Raw genomic sequence first — 21,722 nt, 5'->3', positions numbered from 1 at the left:
TCGCGATGAAAACCCTGAAGAACTGGACGCTGCATCAGCAGGCCGATCACTTTGTTGAACTCAAGGTCGAAGATCGTCATTTCCTGCGGCTTTACGTGCTGGAGGATAAGCTGATGCGCGTGCTGCTGAAGCGCGACGGTGAGCTGGCGCTGAACCGCACCTGGAGCATTGCCCCTGTCAGCGACGTGCCCTGGCAGGGGCGGGATCGTGAGGCGCTGGATGGCTTTACGCTGCCGGCATTTAAGGTTGAACACGATGCGCAGCAGTTGTGCATCAGCACGCAACGGCTGCGTGTCACGGTGCATCAGCCGCTCTGCCTGAGCTGGGAGCAGTTTGATGGTGAGAGCTGGCAGCCGCTGGCCGCCGACCGTCACACCGGTGCCTATCTGCTCAATGCACACGGCGACGGGGTCGAGCACTATCAGCGTCGCCAGCCGCAGGATCGGGTTTATGGCCTGGGCGAGAAGAGCGGCGACCTGAACCGCGTTAACCGCCGTTTTGAGATGCGAAATCTGGACGCCATGGGCTACAACGCCGCCAGCACCGATCCGCTCTATAAACATATTCCGTTTACCCTGACGCAGCGCGATGGCATCAGTTTTGGCCTGTTCTATGACAACCTGAGCAGCAGCTGGCTCGATCTGGGGAATGAGCTGGATAACTACCATCTCCCTTATCGCCGTTACCGCGCCGAAGCGGGCGATCTTGATTACTACATGATGCTGGGCCCGACGCTGCTCGACGTCACCAAAGCCTTTGTGCGTCTGACCGGTCGCACCCTGTTTCAGCCGAAGTGGAGCCTGGGCTACAGCGGGTCCACCATGCACTATACCGACGCGCCCGACGCGCAACAGCAGCTGCAATCCTTTATCCGTCTGTGTCGCGAGCATGAAATTCCCTGCGACTCGTTCCAGCTCTCTTCGGGTTACACCTCGATTAACAACAAGCGCTACGTCTTCAACTGGAACTACGACAAAGTCCCGAATCCCAATGCGCTGAGCGACGCGTTTCATACTGCCGGAATGAAGCTGGCAGCCAACATCAAGCCCTGCCTGCTGCAGGATCATCCGCGCTATCAGGAAGTGGCCGCGCAGGGGCTGTTTATTTGTGACTCTGAGCAGGATCGTCCTGAGCGTTCGGTGTTCTGGGACGATGAAGGCTCGCACCTCGACTTCACTCATCCGCAGGCGGTGCGCTGGTGGCAGGAGAATGTCACCCGGCAGCTGCTGGAAAAGGGCATCGATTCCACCTGGAATGACAACAACGAATATGAGGTGTGGGATGGCGAAGCGCGCTGTCACGGTTTTGGTCAGCCGATCGCCATCAAGCATATCCGGCCGGTAATGCCGTTGCTGATGATGCGCGCCTCAATGGAAGCCCAGCAGCAGTTTGCACCGGACAAACGCCCTTATCTGATCTCCCGTTCCGGCTGCGCCGGGATGCAGCGCTATGTACAGACCTGGAGCGGCGATAACCGCACCAGCTGGCAAACGCTGCGCTACAACATCCGCATGGGACTGGGGATGAGCCTCTCCGGGCTGTTTAACGTCGGGCACGATGTCGGTGGCTTCTCGGGCGATAAGCCGGATGCCGAGCTGTTTGTGCGCTGGGTTCAGAACGGCGTTATGCATCCGCGCTTTACTATCCACTCCTGGAATGACGATCACACGGTAAACGAGCCCTGGATGTACCCGGAGGTCACACCGATGATCCGCGAGGCGATCCGGCTGCGCTATCGCCTGATGCCCTACCTCTATAACCTGGCGTGGCAGGCCAGTGTGGAAGATGAGCCGATGCTGCGCCCGACCTTCCTCGATCACGAGCAGGATCCGCTGACCTATCAGGAGTGTGATGACTTTATGCTGGGGCGCGATCTGCTGGTCGCCAGCGTAGTGGAGCAGGGCGCGCGCAGTCGTGAAGTCTATCTGCCCCGTAACCGCGGCGGCTGGTATGACTGGCACAGCGGCAAGGCGTTTGCGGGCGGTGAGACCATCACGCTGGATGCGCCGCTGGATCGGTTGCCGCTGCTGGTAAGGGCCGGTGCGGTGATCCCGCTGGGCGAGTGCGAAAGCACCACCGATGCGCGGCGTGATACGGTGCGGCAATGGCAGCTATGGCCTGCCCCCCGAAGGCGTGCAGACACAAGGCGAAATGTTTGATGACGATGGCGAGAGCCACGGCTGGCAGCAGGGTAATGCGCTATGGCTTCGCTGGACGCTCTGCAGCAGCGCCACGCGTATCGAGCTGACGGTGGAAAAACGTGGAGATTACCAGCCAGCCTGGCGGGAGATCGCGCTGTTACTGCCTGCGGGTGAAAGCCGTGAACTGTGGGTGAATGGCGTGAAAGCCGCGAGTTACCGGCTGGAATAGCGGTGCAGTGGTGTCAGCAAGACGGCAATAAGATCGGCCCCGAAAAGGGGCCGATAAACATTATTCTGCGTGGTTCTCGGTGCTCATGCGGCCCAGATCTTTATCGACCAGGAACAGACCGTTGCCGCTGTTGCTGACCAGCGCCAGTTTATCCAGCACGGTTTTGAACAGCTTCTCTTCTTCATGCTGCTCGGCGACATACCACTGCAGGAAGTTGAAGGTAGAGTAATCCTGTGAGGTCATGGCAGCATGGGCCAGTTCATTGATTTTGCTGGTGATCAGCTGCTCATGCTCCAGCGCCTGCTGCAGAATTTCATTCAGCGAGGTGAAAGAAACTGGCGGCGCAGCGATGGTACCCAGCACCGGCATGCCGCCGGTATCGCTCAGGTAATCAAACAGACGCTGCATATGCTGCATCTCTTCGCGTGAATGCATCTTCAGGAAGGAAGCGGCACCCTCAAAGCCTTTGTCGCTGCACCAGGCGCTCATTTGCAGATAAAGATTGGCAGAGAAAAATTCCAGGTTCAGCTGGTCGTTTAAACGCCCAGTCATTTCAGCAGTCAGCATGGCCGAGTCCTTTTAAGAAGATGTTAAATAAACAGGTATAGTCGGTGAATTATGCATCAAATATGTTAGTAAAGCGAAGGCTTTTCCGCAAAAACAGCTAATTTATCTGATTGATTTAAATAGAATTATTTCACAAATTGAATACGAGCGATTCTCATTCTGCATCACTCCTTATCGGGCAACAAAATCAGAATTTCAGCACCATGATAGTGCGCCCGGTCGCTATCCTGCTGGTGCAATCGCCGCTGAAGCTGGAGAAATAGCGGTCATCTGATAACGCGCCGGAAATATCACGTTGCCGTCAGAAAAAGATATTTCGCAGAGCCATAACAGGCATGGCGTGGATTAAACGCCCAGAGGTGACAGCAGGGCCATTAATCATCGCGCGCCAATCGGCTCTGGCATAAATCATGCTTAGAACTCAGTTCCATATATTGAAACTTGCCACGGCAGGGAACAGGCGGCAAGCCAGGTTATCAGGAGAAAATAATGTCAGATGAAAGTGTGATTAGTCCGGTAAAAATGACGGCGACCAAAGGCAGTTATGTCGCGTTAATTTTTGCCATCCTGTTTTTCTCAGGGCTGTTTTATAACGTCGAGGGTCTTTCATGGCTGGGCGCCTTTGACTTCACCACGCTGGGCGGCAGCTTTGGCACCATGAAAGATCCCGCCAGCAACACCTTTCTTGGCGCAGGCGGACTCAGTGCCAAAGCGGGTTTCCTGTTTGCGCTGTCGCTGACGCCCACGGTGATGCTGGCGCTGGGTGTGCTGGAAATCTTCACCCACTACGGCGCGATTCGCGCGGCGCATCGGTTGCTGACGCCGCTGCTTAAGCCGCTGATGGGGCTGCCGGGCCATTGCGGTCTGGCGTTAATCACCGACCTGCAAAGTACCGACGCGGGCGCGGCATTAACCAAAGAGATGGCAGACCAGAAACAGATCGGTAAAAAAAGAGGTGGTGGTGATGAGTGCCTGGCAATATTCCGGTGCCGGCTTAATCAATAATTACTTCGCCATCGGCTCCGCGCTATTCGCCTCAATGACGCTGCCGATTATTATTCCGCTGTTATTAATGTTCGTGCTGAAATTTGTCGGTGCGGCGATAACGCGCGCTGTGTTAAACAGTGTTTATAAGAAGGATTTCGCCGATGGAAAATAAAATCACGACCAGCAGTAATCCCTTTGATGTGTTTGTGACCGGCGCGCGTAAGGGCTTTCACATTGCCATTCACAATCTGATGCCAAATGTGGTGATGGCCTATGTACTGGCAGAAGTGCTCAATCTGCTCGGCATCATGCAGTTTCTCGGGCACGTTTTTGCGCCAGTGATGGGGCTGTTCGGGCTGCCGGGTGAGGCAATTACGGTGCTGCTCACCGCCTGGCTCTCATCGTCGGCGGGTACCGGCGTAGCGGTGAGTCTGCTGACCAAAGGGCTGCTGACCGGGGCGGATATCACGATTCTGGCCCCGGCGATTTTCCTGATGGGATCGCAGCTGCAATATATGGGACGGCTGCTGGGCGTGGCCGATGTGCCAAAAAAATACTGGCCGCTGCTGATGCTGGTGAGCATCATCAACGCGCTGATCGCAATGTCTGTTATGCGTCTGTTTATTCAGGAGTAACGCTGTGTCTGAGGTATTAGAGCATTACCACTATTTGCACGAAATTCCGGAGCTGGGTTTTCAGGAGGTGAAAACCTCGGCCTACATCGCCGATCAGCTGGAGAAAGCGGGCCTGAAGGTGACGCGCAATATCAATAACACCACCGGCATTGTGGCCGAGATCGACAGCGGTGTACCGGGCCCGGTGCTGGCGCTGCGCGCGGATATGGATGCGCTGGGGCACATCATTGATGGCGTGCCGTGTGCGCGCCACACCTGTGGTCACGACGGTCACTCTTCGGTCGTGCTGACGGCGGCGACGGCTCTGCTGCAGGAGGGCGCGGTGAAACGTGGCCGGCTGAAGATCCTGTTCCAGCCCGCCGAGGAGCTGGGCGCCGGTGCGCTCTCAATGATCGAAGGTGGCGCACTGGATGATGTGGAGATGATTCTGGGGTTCCATCTGCGTCCGCTGGAGGAGTGCGTGGTCGGCCAGGCGGTGCCTGCGGTGCTCTACTCAGCCTGCAGCACGCTGGAAGCGACCATCAAAGGCCAGCCCGCCCATGCGGCGCGTCCGCACCTGGGGGTGAATGCGCTGGATGCTGCCGTACAGGCGGTTCAGGCGGTCAACGCCATCCACCTCTCGCCCGGCCTGACCTGGAGCGTCAAAGCGACCCGCTTCCTGTGCGACGCCGGTGTCACCAACTCGGTGCCGGATGAAGCCCGTGTAGTCTGGGATCTGCGTTCGCAGGAGAACGGGCCGATGACGCTGCTGAAAGAGCAGGTCACGCGCGCCATTACTCACAGCGTGGCGGCCCTGGGTGCCAGCGCCGAGGTCCGCGTATTAAAAGAGATGCCCGCCGCCGAGATTGATGATGAGGCGACGGCGGTGATCCGCGCCGCGATCGTCGAGGTGCTGGGCGAAGAGGGCGCGCTGTCAACCCGGACCACGCCGGGCAGCGAGGACTTTTTCTACTATCCGGTGAAGCGTCCGGGTGTAAAAGCGGGCTTCTGGGGGCTGGGCACCAACCTGACGCCCGGATTGCATCATCCCGACATGCATTTTGATCTCGACTCGCTGGAGATTGGTGTGCAGATCTTCAAAGCCTGCGTCAGAAAGGTGCTGGGATAACGGAGGCGGGGCGGGTGCAGACCCGTCCCGCTTTGTTGCGGCATCCACCTTTCCCCGATTCCCCGCCCCTGAAATCCTGCCCCTCTCCCTGTAGGCCGCGCGCGCAAAATATTGTATGCTATGCCGCCTTAAAGCTGACCAGGTAACCGGAATTCACGCCAATGTAACTTCGCGCTGACCCGCCAACGATGAAAGATCGTTTTTGGCACCGTTTACCCGCCGGTAAGGTTCTGCCGGCCACCGTGATTTATCAGCAGCGCCAGTAAGTTGCGCTGCCTATTGAGAAGAATTCCATGTCTAATCCCTTTTTAGAAGAGGTGGCACGCCGCCGCACCTTCGCGATCATTTCGCACCCGGATGCCGGTAAAACCACCATTACCGAAAAAGTGTTGCTGTTCGGACAGGCTATCCAGACCGCCGGTACGGTAAAAGGCCGTGGCTCTAACCAGCACGCTAAGTCGGACTGGATGGAGATGGAGAAACAGCGTGGTATCTCCATTACCACCTCTGTGATGCAGTTCCCCTATCGCGATAGCCTGGTGAACCTGCTGGATACCCCGGGTCACGAAGATTTCTCGGAAGATACCTACCGTACGCTGACCGCGGTTGACTGCTGTCTGATGGTGATTGATGCCGCTAAAGGCGTCGAGGATCGTACCCGTAAGCTGATGGAAGTTACCCGTCTGCGCGATACGCCGATCCTGACCTTTATGAACAAACTTGACCGTGACATCCGCGACCCGATGGAAGTGCTGGATGAGGTGGAAAGCGAGCTGAAAATTGCCTGCGCACCGATCACCTGGCCTATCGGCTGCGGCAAGCTGTTCAAAGGGGTTTATCACCTCTACAAAGATGAGACCTATCTCTACCAGACCGGTAAAGGCCACACCATTCAGGATGTCCGCATCGTGAAGGGGCTGAACAACCCGGACCTCGACACCGCAGTCGGTGACGATCTGGCGGCACAGCTGCGTGAAGAGCTGGAGCTGGTACAGGGCGCATCGCACGAGTTTGAGCAGGAAGCCTTCCTGAGCGGCAAACTGTCGCCGGTCTTCTTCGGCACCGCGCTGGGTAACTTTGGCGTTGACCATATGCTGGATGGCCTGGTGGCATGGGCACCACGTCCGATGCCGCGTGATACCGACACCCGTACGGTAGAAGCGAAAGAAGAGAAGTTCACCGGCTTCGTGTTTAAGATCCAGGCAAACATGGACCCGAAACACCGCGACCGCGTGGCCTTTATGCGTGTGGTGTCCGGTAAATATGAAAAAGGGATGAAGCTGCGTCAGGTGCGCACCGGCAAAGATGTGGTGATCTCCGACGCTCTGACCTTTATGGCGGGCGACCGTTCGCACGTTGAAGAAGCGTATCCCGGCGATATCATCGGCCTGCATAACCACGGCACCATTCAGATTGGCGACACCTTTACCCAGGGTGAAAACATGAAGTTCACCGGTATTCCGAACTTCGCGCCAGAGCTGTTCCGCCGTATTCGTCTGCGCGATCCGCTGAAGCAGAAACAGCTGCTGAAAGGGCTGGTTCAGCTGTCTGAAGAGGGTGCAGTACAGGTGTTCCGTCCGGTGCATAACAACGATCTGATCGTGGGTGCGGTCGGGGTGCTGCAGTTCGATGTGGTGGTCGCCCGTCTGAAAAGCGAATATAACGTCGAAGCGATCTACGAAGCGATCAACGTCTCTACGGCGCGCTGGGTTGAATGCAGCGACGCGAAAAAGTTTGAGGACTTCCAGCGCAAAAACGAAGTTAACCTGGCACTCGATGGCGGTAATAATTTGACTTATATTGCGCCAACCATGGTTAATCTTAATATTACGCAGGAACGTTACCCCGACGTCCGTTTCCGCAAAACGCGCGAGCACTAATCGCCTGTTTCCGGGCCATTCCAGCTGGGAGTGGCCCTGTTTTCCTCCTTCCAGACTCCTCCTAAAAACCCCGTTTTTCTTCTGTTTTGACGTGTGATCAACCAGTTAGCCAGGCAAATTGCAAAATGCCGTCTATGATTAATCTATCGGACGGCGGAAGAGACTTCTCTTGTCCTTACGTCCTGTAACGCAGCGGCACCTGTGCCTCTGTTGCGCCCACAGTTTTTGGGTGAGTTAACTGATAGAAGGAAGATATCGATGAACAAGACTAAGATTGCTAAAACCCTGATGGCCGCCATGATTGGCTCAGCACTGATCAGCGGCAGCGCACTGGCTGACGAATCAATGTCGCAGAAAGCGTCACAGACAGCCGACAGCGCGGGTTCAAAAATCGATAGTTCTATGAAAAAAGTCGATGGTTATATGGATGACAGCGGCATCACCGCCAAAGCCAAAGCGGCGCTGGTAGATGATGACGCAATTAAAAGCACGGATATCTCGGTAAAAACGCATAGCGGCGTCGTGACCTTAAGCGGTTTCGTCACCTCACAGGATCAGGCTGAGAAGGCTGTGGCTGTGGTGCAGAAAATCGAAGGTGTTAAATCCGTCAGCGACAAACTACACGTCAGAGACAGCAAAGCATCATCAATGAAAGGTTATGCGGGCGATACTGCCACGACCAGCGAAATTAAAGCTAAGCTATTAGCGGATGACATTGTTCCGTCGCGCAACGTAAAAGTTGAGACCACCGACGGCGTTGTTCAGCTTTCAGGGCAGGTTGCTAATCAGGCACAGTCAGATCGTGCAGAAAGCATTGCTAAAGCCATTGAAGGCGTGAAAAGCGTTAAGAATGACCTGACGGTTAAATCTTAAGCTTGCGTACGGCCACTTCTGTGGCCGTACGAATAAAAGATACCCATCCGGGGATGAAATAAGCAGATCGATTTTAAAATATTCGATTTTTAAATAGGGTAAGGAGAGGCTTATGTTTCGTTGGGGCATTATTTTTCTGGTGATCGCACTGATCGCTGCAGCGTTAGGTTTTGGCGGTTTAGCGGGCACAGCAGCATGGGCAGCTAAAGTTGTCTTCGTCGTTGGTATTATCCTGTTCCTCATCAGCCTGTTTACCGGCCGTAAAAAAGCTTTAGCCGATGAGTCCTGCAGTGTAATGCAACGCAAAGCATAGAGCGGAGACCAGTCATCTGTAGCGACTGACGTGAAGAGAGGGACACCTTCACATCGCTGCAAGGTAAGCCAGCCCTGCTGGCCTGCCGGTTAAAGGAACATATGACTGGTTCTCCGGAATGCTGCCGTTTTTAACGGATCGATCCTCCAGCAGACCCGGAACCGCTTTTTGAGGTTCGTACAGTGGGTATACGCATTCCTGTCACGCTCGGCGCCATTGAACCTCTGGCCCTGACTCCGTTTAAATCTCAGAAAATTGCGCTGGTTTGTGAAGGTGGCGGTCAACGCGGCATTTTCACCGCAGGCGTATTAGATGAATTTCAGCGTGCCCGATTCAACCCCTTTCAGCTGATGCTCGGCACCTCTGCCGGTGCACAAAATCTTTCTGCCTTTGTCTGTGGTCAGCCCGGCTATGCCCGGCGTGTGATTACCCGCTATACCACCAGTAAACTCTTTTTTGATCCGCTGCGCTTTGTGCGTGGTGGGAATCTGATCGACCTCGACTGGCTGATAGATATTACCCGCAGTGAATTTCCGCTGGCGATGAGCAGCGCGGAGCAGCTGTTCTCCAGCGGCCGCGAGTTTTATATGTGCGCCTGCCGCAGTGACGACTACACGCCCGGCTACTTCAACCCGACCGCCGATAACTGGCTGGATCTGATCAAAGCCTCCAGTGCCATTCCCGGTTTTTACCGGCTGGGGGTCAGTCTTGAAGGGATTAGCTATCTCGATGGCGGCATCAGCGATGCGATTCCGGTGCGTGAAGCCGCCCGCCGTGGCGCTGATACCATTGTGGTGATCCGCACCGTGCCGTCGCAGATGTTCTATACCCCGAAATGGTTTAAGCGGATGGAACGCTGGCTCAGCACCGGCGCACTGCAGCCGATGATTAACGTGCTGAATAAGCATGAACAGAGCTATCGGGAAATTCAGCAGTTCATTGAGAATCCTCCCGATGATTTGCGCATTATCGAAATCTTTCCGCCGCATGCGCTGGCCAGCAGTGCGCTGGGGAGCCGCATCGCTTCACTGAATCAGGATTATCATCTGGGACGGCGTTGCGGTCGCTATTTCCTCGCCACGCTGGGCCAGTGGCTGAGTGATGCGGAACCGATGACCACGGCGCGTATCGTTACGCCGCCTGCTCCGGCAGCCAATGCACCTGATACCCGCCTCATCATCACACCGCCGCTGGCGGATAATGATGCTGATTACGACAAAGGATCGCTGGCATGAAGTTTATCGATACGCACTGCCACTTCGATTTTCCGCCGTTTGAAGGGGATATCTCTGGCAGCCTGGCACGTGCTGCAGAAGCGGGCGTGGAAAAGATTATCGTTCCGGCGATCGATGCCAGCCGCTTTGAGCGGGTCTGCGCGTTAGCCGCGGCGCAACCGGCGCTCTATGCCGCGCTGGGCCTGCATCCAATCGTCATCGAAAATCATCAGGAGGCCCATCTCGATCAGCTGGAAACCTTACTGCAACAGCGGCCGCGTAAGCTGGTGGCGATCGGCGAGATCGGGCTGGATCTCTATCGCGACGATCCGCAGTTTGATAAGCAGCAACGCTTTCTTGAGGCGCAGCTTAAGCTGGCGAAAGCGTATCAGCTGCCGGTGATCCTGCATTCGCGCCGCACTCATGACAAGCTGGCGCAGATTCTGCGTCGTTACGATCTGCCGCGCCGTGGCGTGGTGCATGGTTTTGCGGGCAGCCTGCAGCAGGCACAGGCCTTTATTAAGCTGGGTTATGCGATTGGCATCGGCGGGACCATTACCTATGAACGCGCCAGCAAAACCCGTCAGACCGTGGCGCAGTTGCCGCTCTCTTCGCTGCTGCTGGAAACCGATGCACCCGATATGCCGCTGCAGGGCTTTCAGGGCCAGCCTAATCGTCCGGAGCGGGCGCGTCAGGTGTGGGAGGTGCTCTGCAGCCTGCGAGAAGAGTCACCGGAGGAGATTGCCGATGCGCTGTGGCACAACAGTCAGCAGCTATTTCAGCTCGATCCCGCTTTCCCGGCGCTGCGCAACTGACCGCCCGTGTCTCGCCCGACCTGCAGCTTTCGCGCTTAAATGTGATAATAGTAACATTGCACCCGCTGGCGTATAATAACCATCAAACCCCGTTATCTGTAATGTTAGTCACAGTAAACGTGGCAATGTTGCATTAATTTCTTATTCCTATGTGACTCCTGGCACATATCAGGCCGCATCAGAGTGTTATTATTATAACATTCCGCCGGCGAGCCGGTGGGTTGCACCCCGATCCTTTGGAGAGCCTCATGACCGATATCAAAGACCTTGCCCTGCGCGCCCTGAAACTGATGGATTTAACCACCCTGAATGACGACGACACCGACGCAAAAGTGATCGCCCTGTGTCATCAGGCTAAATCCCCGGCAGGCAACACCGCCGCAATCTGTATCTATCCGCGTTTTATTCCGATTGCCCGTAAAACGCTGCGCGAGCAGGGTACTCCGGAGATCCGCATCGCCACGGTGACTAACTTCCCGCACGGCAATGACGACATTGATATTGCGCTGGCAGAAACCCGCGCCGCTATCGCCTACGGTGCCGATGAAGTGGATGTGGTGTTCCCGTATCGTGCGCTGATCGCCGGTAACAGCCAGGTCGGTTTCGATCTGGTGAAAGCCTGTAAAACCGCCTGTGCCGAAGCAGATGTGCTGCTGAAAGTGATCATTGAAACTGGTGAACTGAAGCAGGAAGCGCTGATCCGTCAGGCCTCTGAGATTGCCATTGATGCCGGTGCCGATTTCATCAAAACCTCTACCGGTAAAGTGCCGGTTAACGCCACGCCTGAAGTGGCGCAGATCATGATGAACGTGATCCGCGATAAAGGCGTCAGCCAGCAGGTTGGCTTTAAGCCCGCTGGCGGCGTGCGCACCGCTGAAGATGCCGCTATCTATCTGAAAATGGCGGAAGAGACGCTGGGTGCCGACTGGGCCGATGCGCGTCATTTCCGCTTTGGTGCATCAAGCCTGCTGGCGAGCCTGCTCAACACCCTGGGTCATGACAGCGACACCAGCAAAGCGGGTTACTGATCCTTCAGGCGGTCGCTGACCGCCTGTTCCCCATCCTGATTTCCCTGAACCAGGGGGGTTACCTTGTTCCTGCCACAAGAAATAATTCGCAAAAAACGTGACGGCCATGCGCTGACTGAAGAGGAGATTCGCTTCTTCATCAATGGTGTGCGTGATAACACCGTTTCGGAAGGTCAGATTGCCGCGCTGGCGATGACCATCTATTTCCACGATATGACGCTGCCTGAGCGGGTCGCGCTGACTATGGCGATGCGTGATTCCGGTACGGTACTGAACTGGAAATCACTTAATCTCAATGGCCCGGTGGTGGATAAGCACTCGACCGGCGGCGTCGGCGATGTGACGTCGCTGATGTTAGGGCCGATGGTCGCGGCCTGCGGCGGATATGTTCCGATGATCTCGGGTCGTGGCCTTGGCCATACCGGCGGCACGCTGGATAAACTGGAAGCGATTCCGGGCTTCGATATCTTCCCGAGCGATGATCGCTTCCGCGAGATCATTAAGCAGGTGGGTGTGGCGATTATCGGCCAGACCAGCTCGCTGGCACCGGCGGATAAGCGTTTCTACGCCACGCGTGACATCACCGCCACCGTCGATTCGATCCCGCTGATTACCGCCTCGATTCTGGCGAAGAAGCTGGCAGAAGGGCTGGATGCACTGGTGATGGATGTCAAAGTAGGTTCCGGCGCGTTTATGCCAACCTATGAGGCGTCAGAAAGTCTGGCGCAGTCAATTGTTGGCGTCGCCAATGGCGCAGGTTGCCAGACCACCGCACTGCTGACGGATATGAACCAGGTTCTCGCCTCCTCAGCCGGTAACGCGCTGGAAGTGCGTGAAGCGGTTCGCTTCCTGACCGGCGAAGAGCGTAATCCGCGTCTGCTGGAAGTGACGCTGGCGCTCTGCAGCGAAATGCTGGTCTCCGGCAAACTGGCCGCCAGCGACACCGAAGCGCGTCAGAAGCTGATGACGGTGCTGGATAACGGCAAAGCAGCCGAGGTATTTGGTCGTATGGTCGCTGCCCAGCAGGGACCTGCCGATTTCGTGGAACGCTACGACGCTTATCTGCCGCAAGCCATGCTGAGCAAGCCGGTGTATGCCGACCAGCCAGGCATCGTCAGCAGCATGGATACCCGTGCGCTGGGTCTGGCGGTGGTGGCAATGGGCGGCGGACGTCAGCGTGCCAGCGACAGTATTGATTACAGCGTCGGCTTAAGCGACATGATCACCCTGGGCGAACGTGCCGATGCGCAGCGTCCACTGGCGATCATTCACGCCAGCAGCGAAGACAAATGGCAGCAGGCCGCCGCGGCCGTCAAAGCCGCGCTGGTGCTCGGTGATTCTGCCCCGGCTGAGACGCCGGTTGTCTATCGCCGTGTGAGCGATATCAGCTAACTGACCGGTAACCGGTGCCAGCTGCGATGCATTCGGGTATACTGATCTGATCGCTTTTTTTTGACTTGTCACGCGCCAATGCGCAGGAGACTTGCATGAAACGTGCTTTTATTATGGTTCTCGATTCCTTTGGAATTGGCTCCAGTAAAGATGCCGATAAATTCGGCGACGCAGGTTCGGATACTTTAGGTCACATCGCCGAAGCCTGTTTCAGGGGTGAAGCAGACAAGGGACGTAAAGGCCCATTGCATCTGCCTAATCTTACCGCGCTGGGTCTGGGCAAAGCCGCAGAGCTGTCGACCGGCCGCTTCCCGGCAGGTCTGGATCCTGAGGCGAAAATCACCGGCGCGTACGCTTACGCCAGCGAGCTTTCGTCAGGTAAAGATACGCCGTCAGGCCACTGGGAGATCGCCGGTGTGCCGGTGCTGTTTGACTGGGGCTACTTCAGCGACAAAGAGAACAGCTTCCCTCAGGAACTGCTGGACAAACTGGTCGAGCGCGCAGATCTGCCGGGCTATCTCGGGAACTGCCACTCTTCAGGTACGGTGATCCTCGACCAGCTGGGCGAAGAGCATATGAAAACCGGCAAGCCGATTTTCTATACCTCTGCGGACTCGGTGTTCCAGATCGCCTGTCACGAAGAGACCTTTGGTCTGGATCGTCTCTATGCGCTGTGCGAAATCGCCCGTGAAGAGCTGACCGAAGGTGGCTACAACATTGGCCGGGTTATCGCCCGTCCGTTTGTGGGCGACAAAGCGGGTCAGTTCGAGCGCACCGGCAATCGTCACGACCTGGCAGTTGAGCCACCATCCGCCACCATGCTGAAAAAGCTGGTGGATGAGAAGGGCGGTCACGTGATCTCCGTGGGTAAAATCGCTGATATCTATGCTGAGCAGGGCATTACCAAAAAGGTCAAAGCGACCGGTCTGGATGCGCTGTTTGACGCCACGATTCAGGAGATGAAAACTGCGCCGGATCAGGCGATTGTTTTCACTAACTTCGTTGATTTCGACTCAACCTGGGGACATCGTCGTGATGTTGCCGGTTATGCGGGCGGGCTGGAGCTGTTTGACCGTCGTCTGCCTGAGCTGATGGAGTTAGTCGGAGAAGATGACATTCTGATCCTGACCGCTGACCACGGCTGTGACCCGACGTGGGAAGGTACTGAACACACGCGTGAGCACATTCCGATTCTTATCTACGGACCGAAAGTCGAGCCGGGTTCACTCGGTTACCGCGAAACTTTCGCCGATATTGGTCAGACAATTGCACACTATTTTGGCCTGTCCGAGATGGACTATGGCAAGAACATGCTGTAAATCAGCAATTTAACAAGGATTAAACAATGGCAACCCCTCATATTAATGCTGAAATGGGCGATTTCGCAGACGTCGTGCTGATGCCTGGCGATCCGCTGCGTGCAAAGCACATTGCTGAAACCTTCCTGGAAAATCCGGTAGAAGTGAACAACGTGCGCGGGATGCTGGGCTACACCGGCACCTATAAGGGCCGCAAAGTCTCTGTAATGGGCCACGGAATGGGTATTCCTTCCTGCTCCATCTACACCAAAGAGCTGATCACCGACTTCGGCGTGAAAAAGATCATCCGTGTGGGCTCCTGTGGTGCCGTGCGTGCCGATGTAAAACTGCGTGACATCGTGATTGGTATGGGTGCCTGCACCGATTCCAAAGTGAACCGTATGCGTTTCAAAGATCACGATTTTGCTGCGATTGCTGACTTCGACATGGTGCGTAACGCGGTTGATGCGGCGAAAAACCTGGGTGTTGAAGCGCGCGTAGGTAACATCTTCTCTGCCGATCTCTTCTACACCCCGGATCCGCAGATGTTCGACGTGATGGAAAAATATGGCATCCTCGGCGTTGAGATGGAAGCTGCAGGTATCTACGGTGTGGCCGCAGAGTTCGGTGCTAAAGCGCTGACCATCTGCACCGTATCAGACCACATCCGTACGCACGAGCAGACCACCGCTGCTGAGCGTCAGACCACCTTCAACGACATGATCAAGATTGCGCTGGAGTCTGTTCTGCTGGGTGATTAATCAGCGTGGCAGGCATTGACGCCTGCTGCCCGATCCCCTTGCGCAGATCCCCCTTAACCGGGGGGATCTGCATTTTCCCGCCTCGCCGTCCCGGTAACATTCACATCAAATGACACACTTTTGGTCAGGCTTGTGCATCTTCGCGCTGGCACGCCCGCGATCGCGCTTTATCATGGTGCGCAATAACAGATAATAATTAGTCGCCTGATAATGCCCCCTGATGAACTTTCGTAACTTCGAAGCTGAAGAGAAGCTGTTTGCCCGCCGCGCTGCAATAGCCTTTGCTCTGGTCTGTCTCTGTTTCACCATTCTTGGCGTAAACCTTTTTCGCTTACAGGTGCGCGACCATGGCTATTACCAGACGCGCTCCAACCAGAACGACATCAAAATGATCCCCATTACGCCGACGCGTGGGCTGATTTATGACCGCAATGGCATTCCGCTGGTGCGAAACGTCAGCTGGTACGCCATTACGCTGACGCCTTACAAAATCAGCGACATGGACGCCACGCTGCGGGCACTGACGCCGATCGTTAATCTGACGCCGGACGAAATCGACACCTTCCGCCATGCGCTGAAGCAGACCAGCCGTTACAAGCCGGTGGTGCTGAAAGAGGAGCTGACCGAAGAGCAGGTCGCCCGCTTTGCGGTCAATCAGTTTCACTTCACCGGCGCCAGCATTGAGACCTACCAGGATCGTGAATATCCCTATGGCGCGGATCTGGCGCATGTGATCGGCTATGTGTCGAAAATCAACGATAACGACTATAAAAGGCTGAATGCGGAAGGGATCGCCGAAAACTATGCGGCTGACCATAACATTGGTAAGCAGGGGATTGAGGGTTATTACGAAGCGCTGCTGCACGGCAAGCCGGGTTATCAGGAAGTGGAAGTGGATAATCATGGCCGCATTGTGCGGGTGCTGAAAGAGGTACCGCCGGTCGCGGGTAAAAACCTGACGCTGACGCTGGATCTGCACCTGCAACAGTATGTGGAAAGCCTGCTGGCGGGGCAGCGTGCGGCGCTGCTGATTGAAGATCCGCACGACGGCTCCGTGCTGGCGATGGTCTCCAGTCCCAGCTACGATCCCAATCCGTTTGTGAAAGGCATCAGCTATCAGGCCTACAAAAAGCTGCTACAGGATAAAGACCTGCCGCTGATTAACCGCGTCACGCAGGGACTCTATCCGCCCGCCTCCACGGTGAAGCCTTACATGGCGATGTCGGCGCTGCTGACTCATGTGATTACGCCGCAGTCGCAATTCTTTGGCGCACCCACCTGGACGCTGCCAGGCACGGACCGGCGCTATCGCGACTGGAAAAAAACCGGGCACGGCATGCTGGATGTGACGCGGGCAATCGAAGAGTCCGCCGATACCTTCTTCTATCAGGTGGCGTTTATGATGGGCATCGATCGCATTCACACCATGCTCAGCCAGTTTGGCTATGGCAAATCGACCGGCATTGACCTGAATGAGGAGTACAGCGGCTTACTGCCGAGCCGGGAGTGGAAGCAGAAGGTGCATAAAAAAGGCCTGGTATCAGGGCGATACGGTTTCAGTCGGTATCGGACAGGGTTACTGGATTGCGACACCCATTCAGATGGTGAAAGCGATGGTGGCGCTGATTAATAACGGCCGGGTCATTGCCCCCCATCTGCTGGAGAAAACCCAGCGCGGCACGCTGGTGGAGAACTATCATCCGCAGCAGCATGAAGCGCAGATTGGCGATCCTCATTCACCTTACTGGTCGCTGGTACGCCACGCGATGTTTGGCATGGCTAACGCACCCAACGGCACCGGTTATAAATATTTCCACACGGCACCCTATGGCATCGCTGCGAAAAGCGGGACGTCGCAGGTGTTCAGCCTGCGCCAGAACCAGACCTATAACGCGAAGATGATACCGGTTCGGCTGCGTGACCATATCTTCTACACCGCCTTTGCGCCCTTTAATGACCCGAAAGTGGCGGTAGCGTTAATTCTGGAGAATGGTGGCAACGAAGGAATTACTGCGGCACCTGTAATGCGGGCGATTCTGGATCATATCTTTATCCCGCCGGTGCCAGAAGCGCCGGTTCAGGCAACACCTTAAAAGGGGGCGGTTGCCCCCCGCAGAGCGTCAGACTTTAAGCGTTTTGGTCACCTGGCCGATGGCGCGTACTACATCGGTTGCGCCTTCACGGATTTCCGCAATCACGCCGCCCGCCTCCTGGGCCAGCTGTACGCCCTGATCGGCGCGCTTCAGGTTGGATTCAATTCCTTTCAGTGCCCGGCTCGCCAGCAGATGGTTTTGCTGTATCCGATTTTCGATGTCGGTGGTGGCGCGGTTGATGTTTGCTGCCAGCGTGCGGACTTCATTAGCCACTACCGCAAAGCTGCGGCCATGGGTTCCGGCCCGCGCCGCTTCAATAGCGGCATTTAACGCCAGCAGGTTAGTCTGATCGGCTATCCGGCGGATACCTTCCACAATCGCACCGATACGCTCTGAGGATTCACTCAGGCCGGTAATATCACCGGAGATCCCCTGCAGTTCACCCGCCAGGGCGTTCATGGTCTGCACGCTGCTGGCGATAACATCGGCACCCAGCTTTGTGCTTTCATCCGTTTGCAGCGCGGTGTGATAAGCCCGCTGTGCCGCATCATGTTCCTGCTGATTCTTTTCCACCTGCGCGGTCACATCAGTGGCGAATTTCACGATTTTATAGAGCCTGCCCTGTTCGTCAAACACCGGATTATAGGTGGCGCGCAGCCAGATAGTCTCACCCCGTTTATTGACCCGGGGAAACTGGCCTGAGACAAATTCGCCGCGGTTCAGCTGCTGCCAGAACTCGCTATATTCGCGGCTGTCGCGCAGCGCCTGCGAGCAGAAGCGACGGTGGTGGACACCTTCGACCTCCTCACGACGGTAGCCCATGGTTTTCAGGAAGTTGTCATTGGCTTTCAGCACTTCACCTTTGAGGTTAAAAGCGATCACCGCCATCGACCGTTCTATGGCGGTGGTGATGGCGCGCTGCTCCTGCGCATCGTTGATATGATCGGTGATGTCGGTTGCCAGTTTGACGATTTTAATCACCCGGCCATGGCGGTTCTGCACCGGCACATAGTTGGCTTCGAGCCATACCGGTCGGCCATTTTTCGCCACGCGCAGGAACTTATCGCTGAAGCTTTCGCCCCGGTTCAGTCGCAGCCAGAAATCCTGATAGTCCCGCGACTCAAGCTGCTCTGCGGTACAAAACAGGCTGTGGTGCTGGTCTTCGATCTCCGCCAGCGCGTAGCCCATGCGCGCCAGAAACAGCGCATTCGCGCTGAGAATGGAGCCATCGGGGGGAGAATTCAATCATGGCGATGGAGCCGTTGAGAGAGCTCAGCGTTGCCGCTGAGTGTGAACGCTTCTGCCAGCTGTGACGGGAAGCGATACCTGATGTAATGGTGGAAAACATGGCGATCCTTATTATTAGTGTTGGTCTCGCATGCTATATCGGCAATTTCGCGTCACAATGCAGACTCTGCCTGCTTTCTGACTAAAATATATCCGGCCAACAGAGAGGTTTATGGCGGCAGGTCAGACCCACTCTTTGGGTTGATGGAAAAGCGGTCAGTCGATTTGATTTTGGTGAAAAGCGTTTGACGCTGCCGGGCCGCTTTGGTTTAATGCGCCCCGTTGCCCGAATAGCTCAGTCGGTAGAGCAGGGGATTGAAAATCCCCGTGTCCCTGGTTCGATTCCGGGTTCGGGCACCATCTTTAAAGAACCCGCCTATGGCGGGTTTTTGCATTCTGGAGCGAACCCGTTATCGAAGGTTCGATTCACTCGCCACATCCCTGTGGCTCGCCCTCTGGGTCGCGCTGGCACGCGATGCAAAAATGCTCCCGGCATTTTTGTCCGGGTTCGGGCACCATCTTTAAAGAACCCGCCTCTGGCGGGTTTTTGCGTTTATGGGGCGAACCCGTTATCGAAGGTTCGACAGACTCCCGCCATTCCCGAACATTCCGAATTTCGCCTCTCCCGCGCCCATTCCACTTCTCAACCCTGTAGCAACACAAACAGATTTCATGGCGAAACCAATTGCCAGGTTTGCCTCTGTGCTGCGTTGCCAGACTGGTACCGCCTGATATCCTGTCCAGCCTGCAATTGACCGCGGCTAATCGTGTTTTATAAGCCACCCTTTACAGAATCAGCCTGACAGGCACAATACCCCCTTTTTCCTCCTCTCACACGGTTATGTCAGAAGAAGCGCTGCGTCTGCAGATACAGAACCTGAAAAAGCACAATGCGCGTCTGAAGCGTATAGCGCATGACGCCCGCACAAAACTCAATGCGGCGCTGGATGGTACCGGGCTGTTCCTGTGGCAGCTGGATATTCCCAGCGGCAAACTGGTGATCTTCAACCGGCGCTGGGGGGCGATGCTGGGCTTCCAGCCGAAAGAGACCGATGCCAACTTTGAATCCTGGAAAGAGAGCCTGCATCCCGATGATGCCGCCGACGTTCTACAGGCATTCAACGACCACATCGCCGGGAAAGCGCCTTATTACGAGGCTCTGCATCGCATGATCGCCAAAAATGGCAGCATTACGTGGGTGCTGGATCGGGGCCGGGTCAGCGAATGGAATGCGCACGGAGAGCCGGTTAAAGTGATCGGCACTCACATCGATATGACCAAAGAGAAGCAATATGAGGAGCAGCTCGCCCTGCTGGCGCTGCACGATCCCCTTACGCTGCTCAACAATCGTCATGCTCTGCAGAATTATTTCTGTGAAATGAAAGCTCAGGGACCGCTCTGCGTGGTCTTTATTGACCTGGATAACTTCAAACACGTCAACGACACCCTGGGGCACCGCAGCGGAGATGAAGTCCTCATCCAGTTAAGTCAGCGGTTTACGGAACTCTCTCCGGCAGAAGTGATCATTGGCCGACTGGGCGGCGACGAGTTTGTATTGTTAATACCCTTGGCGCTGAACCATCCGCGGGTAAAGACACTGGCGCACGCCTGTCTTGACGCGGTAATGACACCTTTTGATATGGCAAACGGGCATGCCCTCATTGGGGCGTCTGTCGGTGTGTCTCAGGCGCAGGACAAAGATGACTTTGATACTGCACTGCAGCGTGCTGATGAAGCGATGTACCGCATCAAGAAAAATGGCAAGCGCGGTGTCGCTTTTGATTCCACTTTTCCCAACTCCCTCTGACTCTGCTGAACAGGGCATATGTTTTGCCTGCCATTAACGCACAATCTCCCCCCTCATGGCTTTGCGCCATCTCATTCATAACGTTGAGTTCCCCTTTTCGCAGGCATGCAAAATTTATGCGTATCCCCGCAGAAAATGCTTTTTAGTACTATTCCGAAAACCCGTTTTTTGCCCTCAGGAAGCAGAAATTCATCCGCTTCGCTTAGATTCAAATTTCATCGCTAAATCTGACCTCTCTTTTTAATAAAAATTTTCATTAAATCAGCAGAGTTGAACGTTTATTGATCGATTCCGGCTATTTTTAACTGGTGCCATCAATGCGTCACGCTTCGCTTATTTTTGACGTAAAAGCAGGGTTTTAAATTTCTATTTAGCGCTTCGCTTGGGGAAATTGATCGTTTGTTGATCATCTTCACTACCTGATGTTGATTAATCTATCTATTTACCGCTTCGCTTATATTTTTTTCAATTGGACTTTTTTTGAAAAAGATCGATTAATAGGGCGCGGCGATTTTCGTTATAAAGGTTTTTCATGCCGCGGCTCTTTTATGAATTGAAAAGAGCGATGGTTGGAATCCGTTATCATTTCGGTTGAGGGTAGTACGATCATTAAGCCAGAACTGTGACGGGTTTTTTATTTATCTCACTTGATCGGTCCGATTTTCTGTCTACATTTATGTTGCTGAATCGGCCTGATGAAGCGTTAACTGTGCAAATTCCAATTTTTAAAATTCAAAGAGGACGCATATGACTCAATATCGCGGTGGGGCCGGGAATTTTGCGGCCGACAAAGAGCGTGCTGCTGAAGCAGGACGCAAAGGAGGCCAGAAAAGCGGCGGTAACTTCAAGAACGATCCTGAACGTGCCATTGAAGCGGGGCGCAAGGGAGGTAAGGTTAGCCGCCGGAGCTGAACGTCTTTAACACTGCTGTGACGGCAGGGTTACTCTGTTAGCCGGGCATTTTGAATCTGTTTAGTTCCTCGTGAAGATAATTACACCCTGAATTATGTCATTGCTCCATCATTGGCAATGGCGGGAGCTGTTAATTGAACCGGAAGGGTTTACCCTTCCGGTTTTTTTATTTCCGCTTGATTAAAGCTATACGATTAAATACAACTTTGTACAGGTAAGTTTTTGACTGGTACTTTTTTATGCAGTTAATCTTAAAAAAATGTATACAACGATTTATTACTTTGTACAAAATCCAGCGCAGCTAACGAAGCGGCAACGATAAAAACATTATTCAGCTAAATCTTTGCTGTAAAAAAGGAAAATGCATTTTATATGCCACTTT

At 55.0% G+C, this 21,722-nt stretch carries 13 protein-coding genes, 1 tRNA gene and 5 pseudogenes; 17 read left to right on the top strand and 2 right to left on the bottom strand.

The window, feature by feature from the left end; all coding sequences use genetic code 11:
• The first annotated feature begins 5 nt into the window (after window positions 1–5).
• Window positions 6–2,370, top strand: a pseudogene (locus JNO11_RS15990) (glycoside hydrolase family 31 protein).
• Window positions 2,371–2,430: 60 nt separating this feature from the next.
• Here JNO11_RS15990 and ftnA read toward each other — a convergent pair.
• Complete coding sequence (gene ftnA, locus JNO11_RS15985) at window positions 2,431–2,937, bottom strand: non-heme ferritin (RefSeq protein ID WP_010248984.1); 507 nt, start codon at window positions 2,935–2,937, stop codon at window positions 2,431–2,433.
• Between the two features lie 489 nt (window positions 2,938–3,426).
• Here ftnA and JNO11_RS15980 point away from each other — a divergent pair.
• From JNO11_RS15980 to mrdA, 13 genes and pseudogenes are all read left to right on the top strand, one after another.
• A pseudogene (locus JNO11_RS15980) lies at window positions 3,427–4,096 on the top strand (nucleoside recognition domain-containing protein).
• Window positions 4,086–4,559 carry a YjiG family protein gene (locus tag JNO11_RS15975; RefSeq protein ID WP_010248980.1) on the top strand — a complete coding sequence of 158 codons (474 nt, stop codon included), beginning with the start codon at window positions 4,086–4,088 and terminating at the stop codon, window positions 4,557–4,559. Before JNO11_RS15980 ends, JNO11_RS15975 begins: the two are co-directional and overlap by 11 nt.
• 4 nt (window positions 4,560–4,563) lie before the next feature.
• On the top strand, window positions 4,564–5,667 hold the full coding sequence (locus JNO11_RS15970; protein WP_010248978.1) for a M20 peptidase aminoacylase family protein: 1,104 nt from the start codon (window positions 4,564–4,566) through the stop codon (window positions 5,665–5,667).
• Window positions 5,668–5,960: 293 nt separating this feature from the next.
• Window positions 5,961–7,547, top strand: coding sequence for a peptide chain release factor 3 (gene prfC / locus JNO11_RS15965; protein WP_010671098.1), 1,587 nt, complete (start codon window positions 5,961–5,963; stop codon window positions 7,545–7,547).
• A 258-nt stretch (window positions 7,548–7,805) separates the two neighbouring features.
• Window positions 7,806–8,420 carry a molecular chaperone OsmY gene (gene osmY / locus JNO11_RS15960; protein ID WP_010671097.1) on the top strand — a complete coding sequence of 205 codons (615 nt, stop codon included), beginning with the start codon at window positions 7,806–7,808 and terminating at the stop codon, window positions 8,418–8,420.
• Between the two features lie 112 nt (window positions 8,421–8,532).
• A pseudogene (locus tag JNO11_RS15955) lies at window positions 8,533–8,688 on the top strand (DUF1328 domain-containing protein); the annotation flags it as partial.
• Between the two features lie 227 nt (window positions 8,689–8,915).
• Window positions 8,916–9,968: a patatin family protein gene (locus JNO11_RS15950; RefSeq protein WP_033769872.1), complete on the top strand. Its 1,053-nt coding sequence runs from the start codon at window positions 8,916–8,918 to the stop codon at window positions 9,966–9,968.
• Window positions 9,965–10,762, top strand: a complete 798-nt coding sequence (locus JNO11_RS15945; protein ID WP_010671095.1) for a TatD family hydrolase — start codon at window positions 9,965–9,967, stop codon at window positions 10,760–10,762. The genes JNO11_RS15950 and JNO11_RS15945 overlap by 4 nt, the downstream gene beginning before the upstream one ends.
• Before the next feature lie 248 nt (window positions 10,763–11,010).
• Window positions 11,011–11,790, top strand: a complete 780-nt coding sequence (deoC, locus tag JNO11_RS15940; RefSeq protein ID WP_010248957.1) for a deoxyribose-phosphate aldolase — start codon at window positions 11,011–11,013, stop codon at window positions 11,788–11,790.
• Window positions 11,791–11,853: 63 nt separating this feature from the next.
• The gene (gene deoA / locus JNO11_RS15935; RefSeq protein ID WP_060681058.1) at window positions 11,854–13,182 is read left to right on the top strand and encodes a thymidine phosphorylase; all 1,329 of its coding nucleotides are present in this window, start codon (window positions 11,854–11,856) and stop codon (window positions 13,180–13,182) included.
• Between the two features lie 95 nt (window positions 13,183–13,277).
• A complete protein-coding gene (gene deoB / locus JNO11_RS15930) occupies window positions 13,278–14,501 on the top strand; it encodes a phosphopentomutase (RefSeq protein WP_010671093.1) in 1,224 nt (407 codons plus the stop codon).
• Between the two features lie 26 nt (window positions 14,502–14,527).
• On the top strand, window positions 14,528–15,241 hold the full coding sequence (deoD, locus tag JNO11_RS15925) for a purine-nucleoside phosphorylase (RefSeq protein ID WP_010248951.1): 714 nt from the start codon (window positions 14,528–14,530) through the stop codon (window positions 15,239–15,241).
• A gap of 220 nt (window positions 15,242–15,461) precedes the next feature.
• Window positions 15,462–17,334 (top strand): annotated as a pseudogene (mrdA, locus tag JNO11_RS15920) (penicillin-binding protein 2).
• A 27-nt stretch (window positions 17,335–17,361) separates the two neighbouring features.
• On the opposite strand, the pseudogene JNO11_RS15915 reads toward mrdA, so the two are convergent.
• Window positions 17,362–18,682 (bottom strand): annotated as a pseudogene (locus JNO11_RS15915) (PAS domain-containing methyl-accepting chemotaxis protein).
• 223 nt (window positions 18,683–18,905) lie between these two features.
• Between JNO11_RS15915 and JNO11_RS15910 the strand changes: the two are divergent.
• The 3 genes from JNO11_RS15910 to JNO11_RS15900 all read left to right on the top strand — a co-directional run bounded on the left by JNO11_RS15910 (window position 18,906) and on the right by JNO11_RS15900 (window position 21,340).
• Window positions 18,906–18,981: transfer RNA gene (locus tag JNO11_RS15910), tRNA-Phe, on the top strand.
• 481 nt (window positions 18,982–19,462) lie between these two features.
• The gene (locus JNO11_RS15905; protein ID WP_325177483.1) at window positions 19,463–20,428 is read left to right on the top strand and encodes a sensor domain-containing diguanylate cyclase; all 966 of its coding nucleotides are present in this window, start codon (window positions 19,463–19,465) and stop codon (window positions 20,426–20,428) included.
• 747 nt (window positions 20,429–21,175) lie between these two features.
• Window positions 21,176–21,340 carry a general stress protein gene (locus JNO11_RS15900; RefSeq protein ID WP_004571242.1) on the top strand — a complete coding sequence of 55 codons (165 nt, stop codon included), beginning with the start codon at window positions 21,176–21,178 and terminating at the stop codon, window positions 21,338–21,340.
• Window positions 21,341–21,722 lie beyond the last annotated feature (382 nt).

The organism is Pantoea sp. 1B4 (genome assembly GCF_016925765.1).
GTDB classification, from domain to species: domain Bacteria; phylum Pseudomonadota; class Gammaproteobacteria; order Enterobacterales; family Enterobacteriaceae; genus Pantoea; species Pantoea agglomerans.
This window is presented reverse-complemented; position numbering and strand designations above follow the sequence as displayed.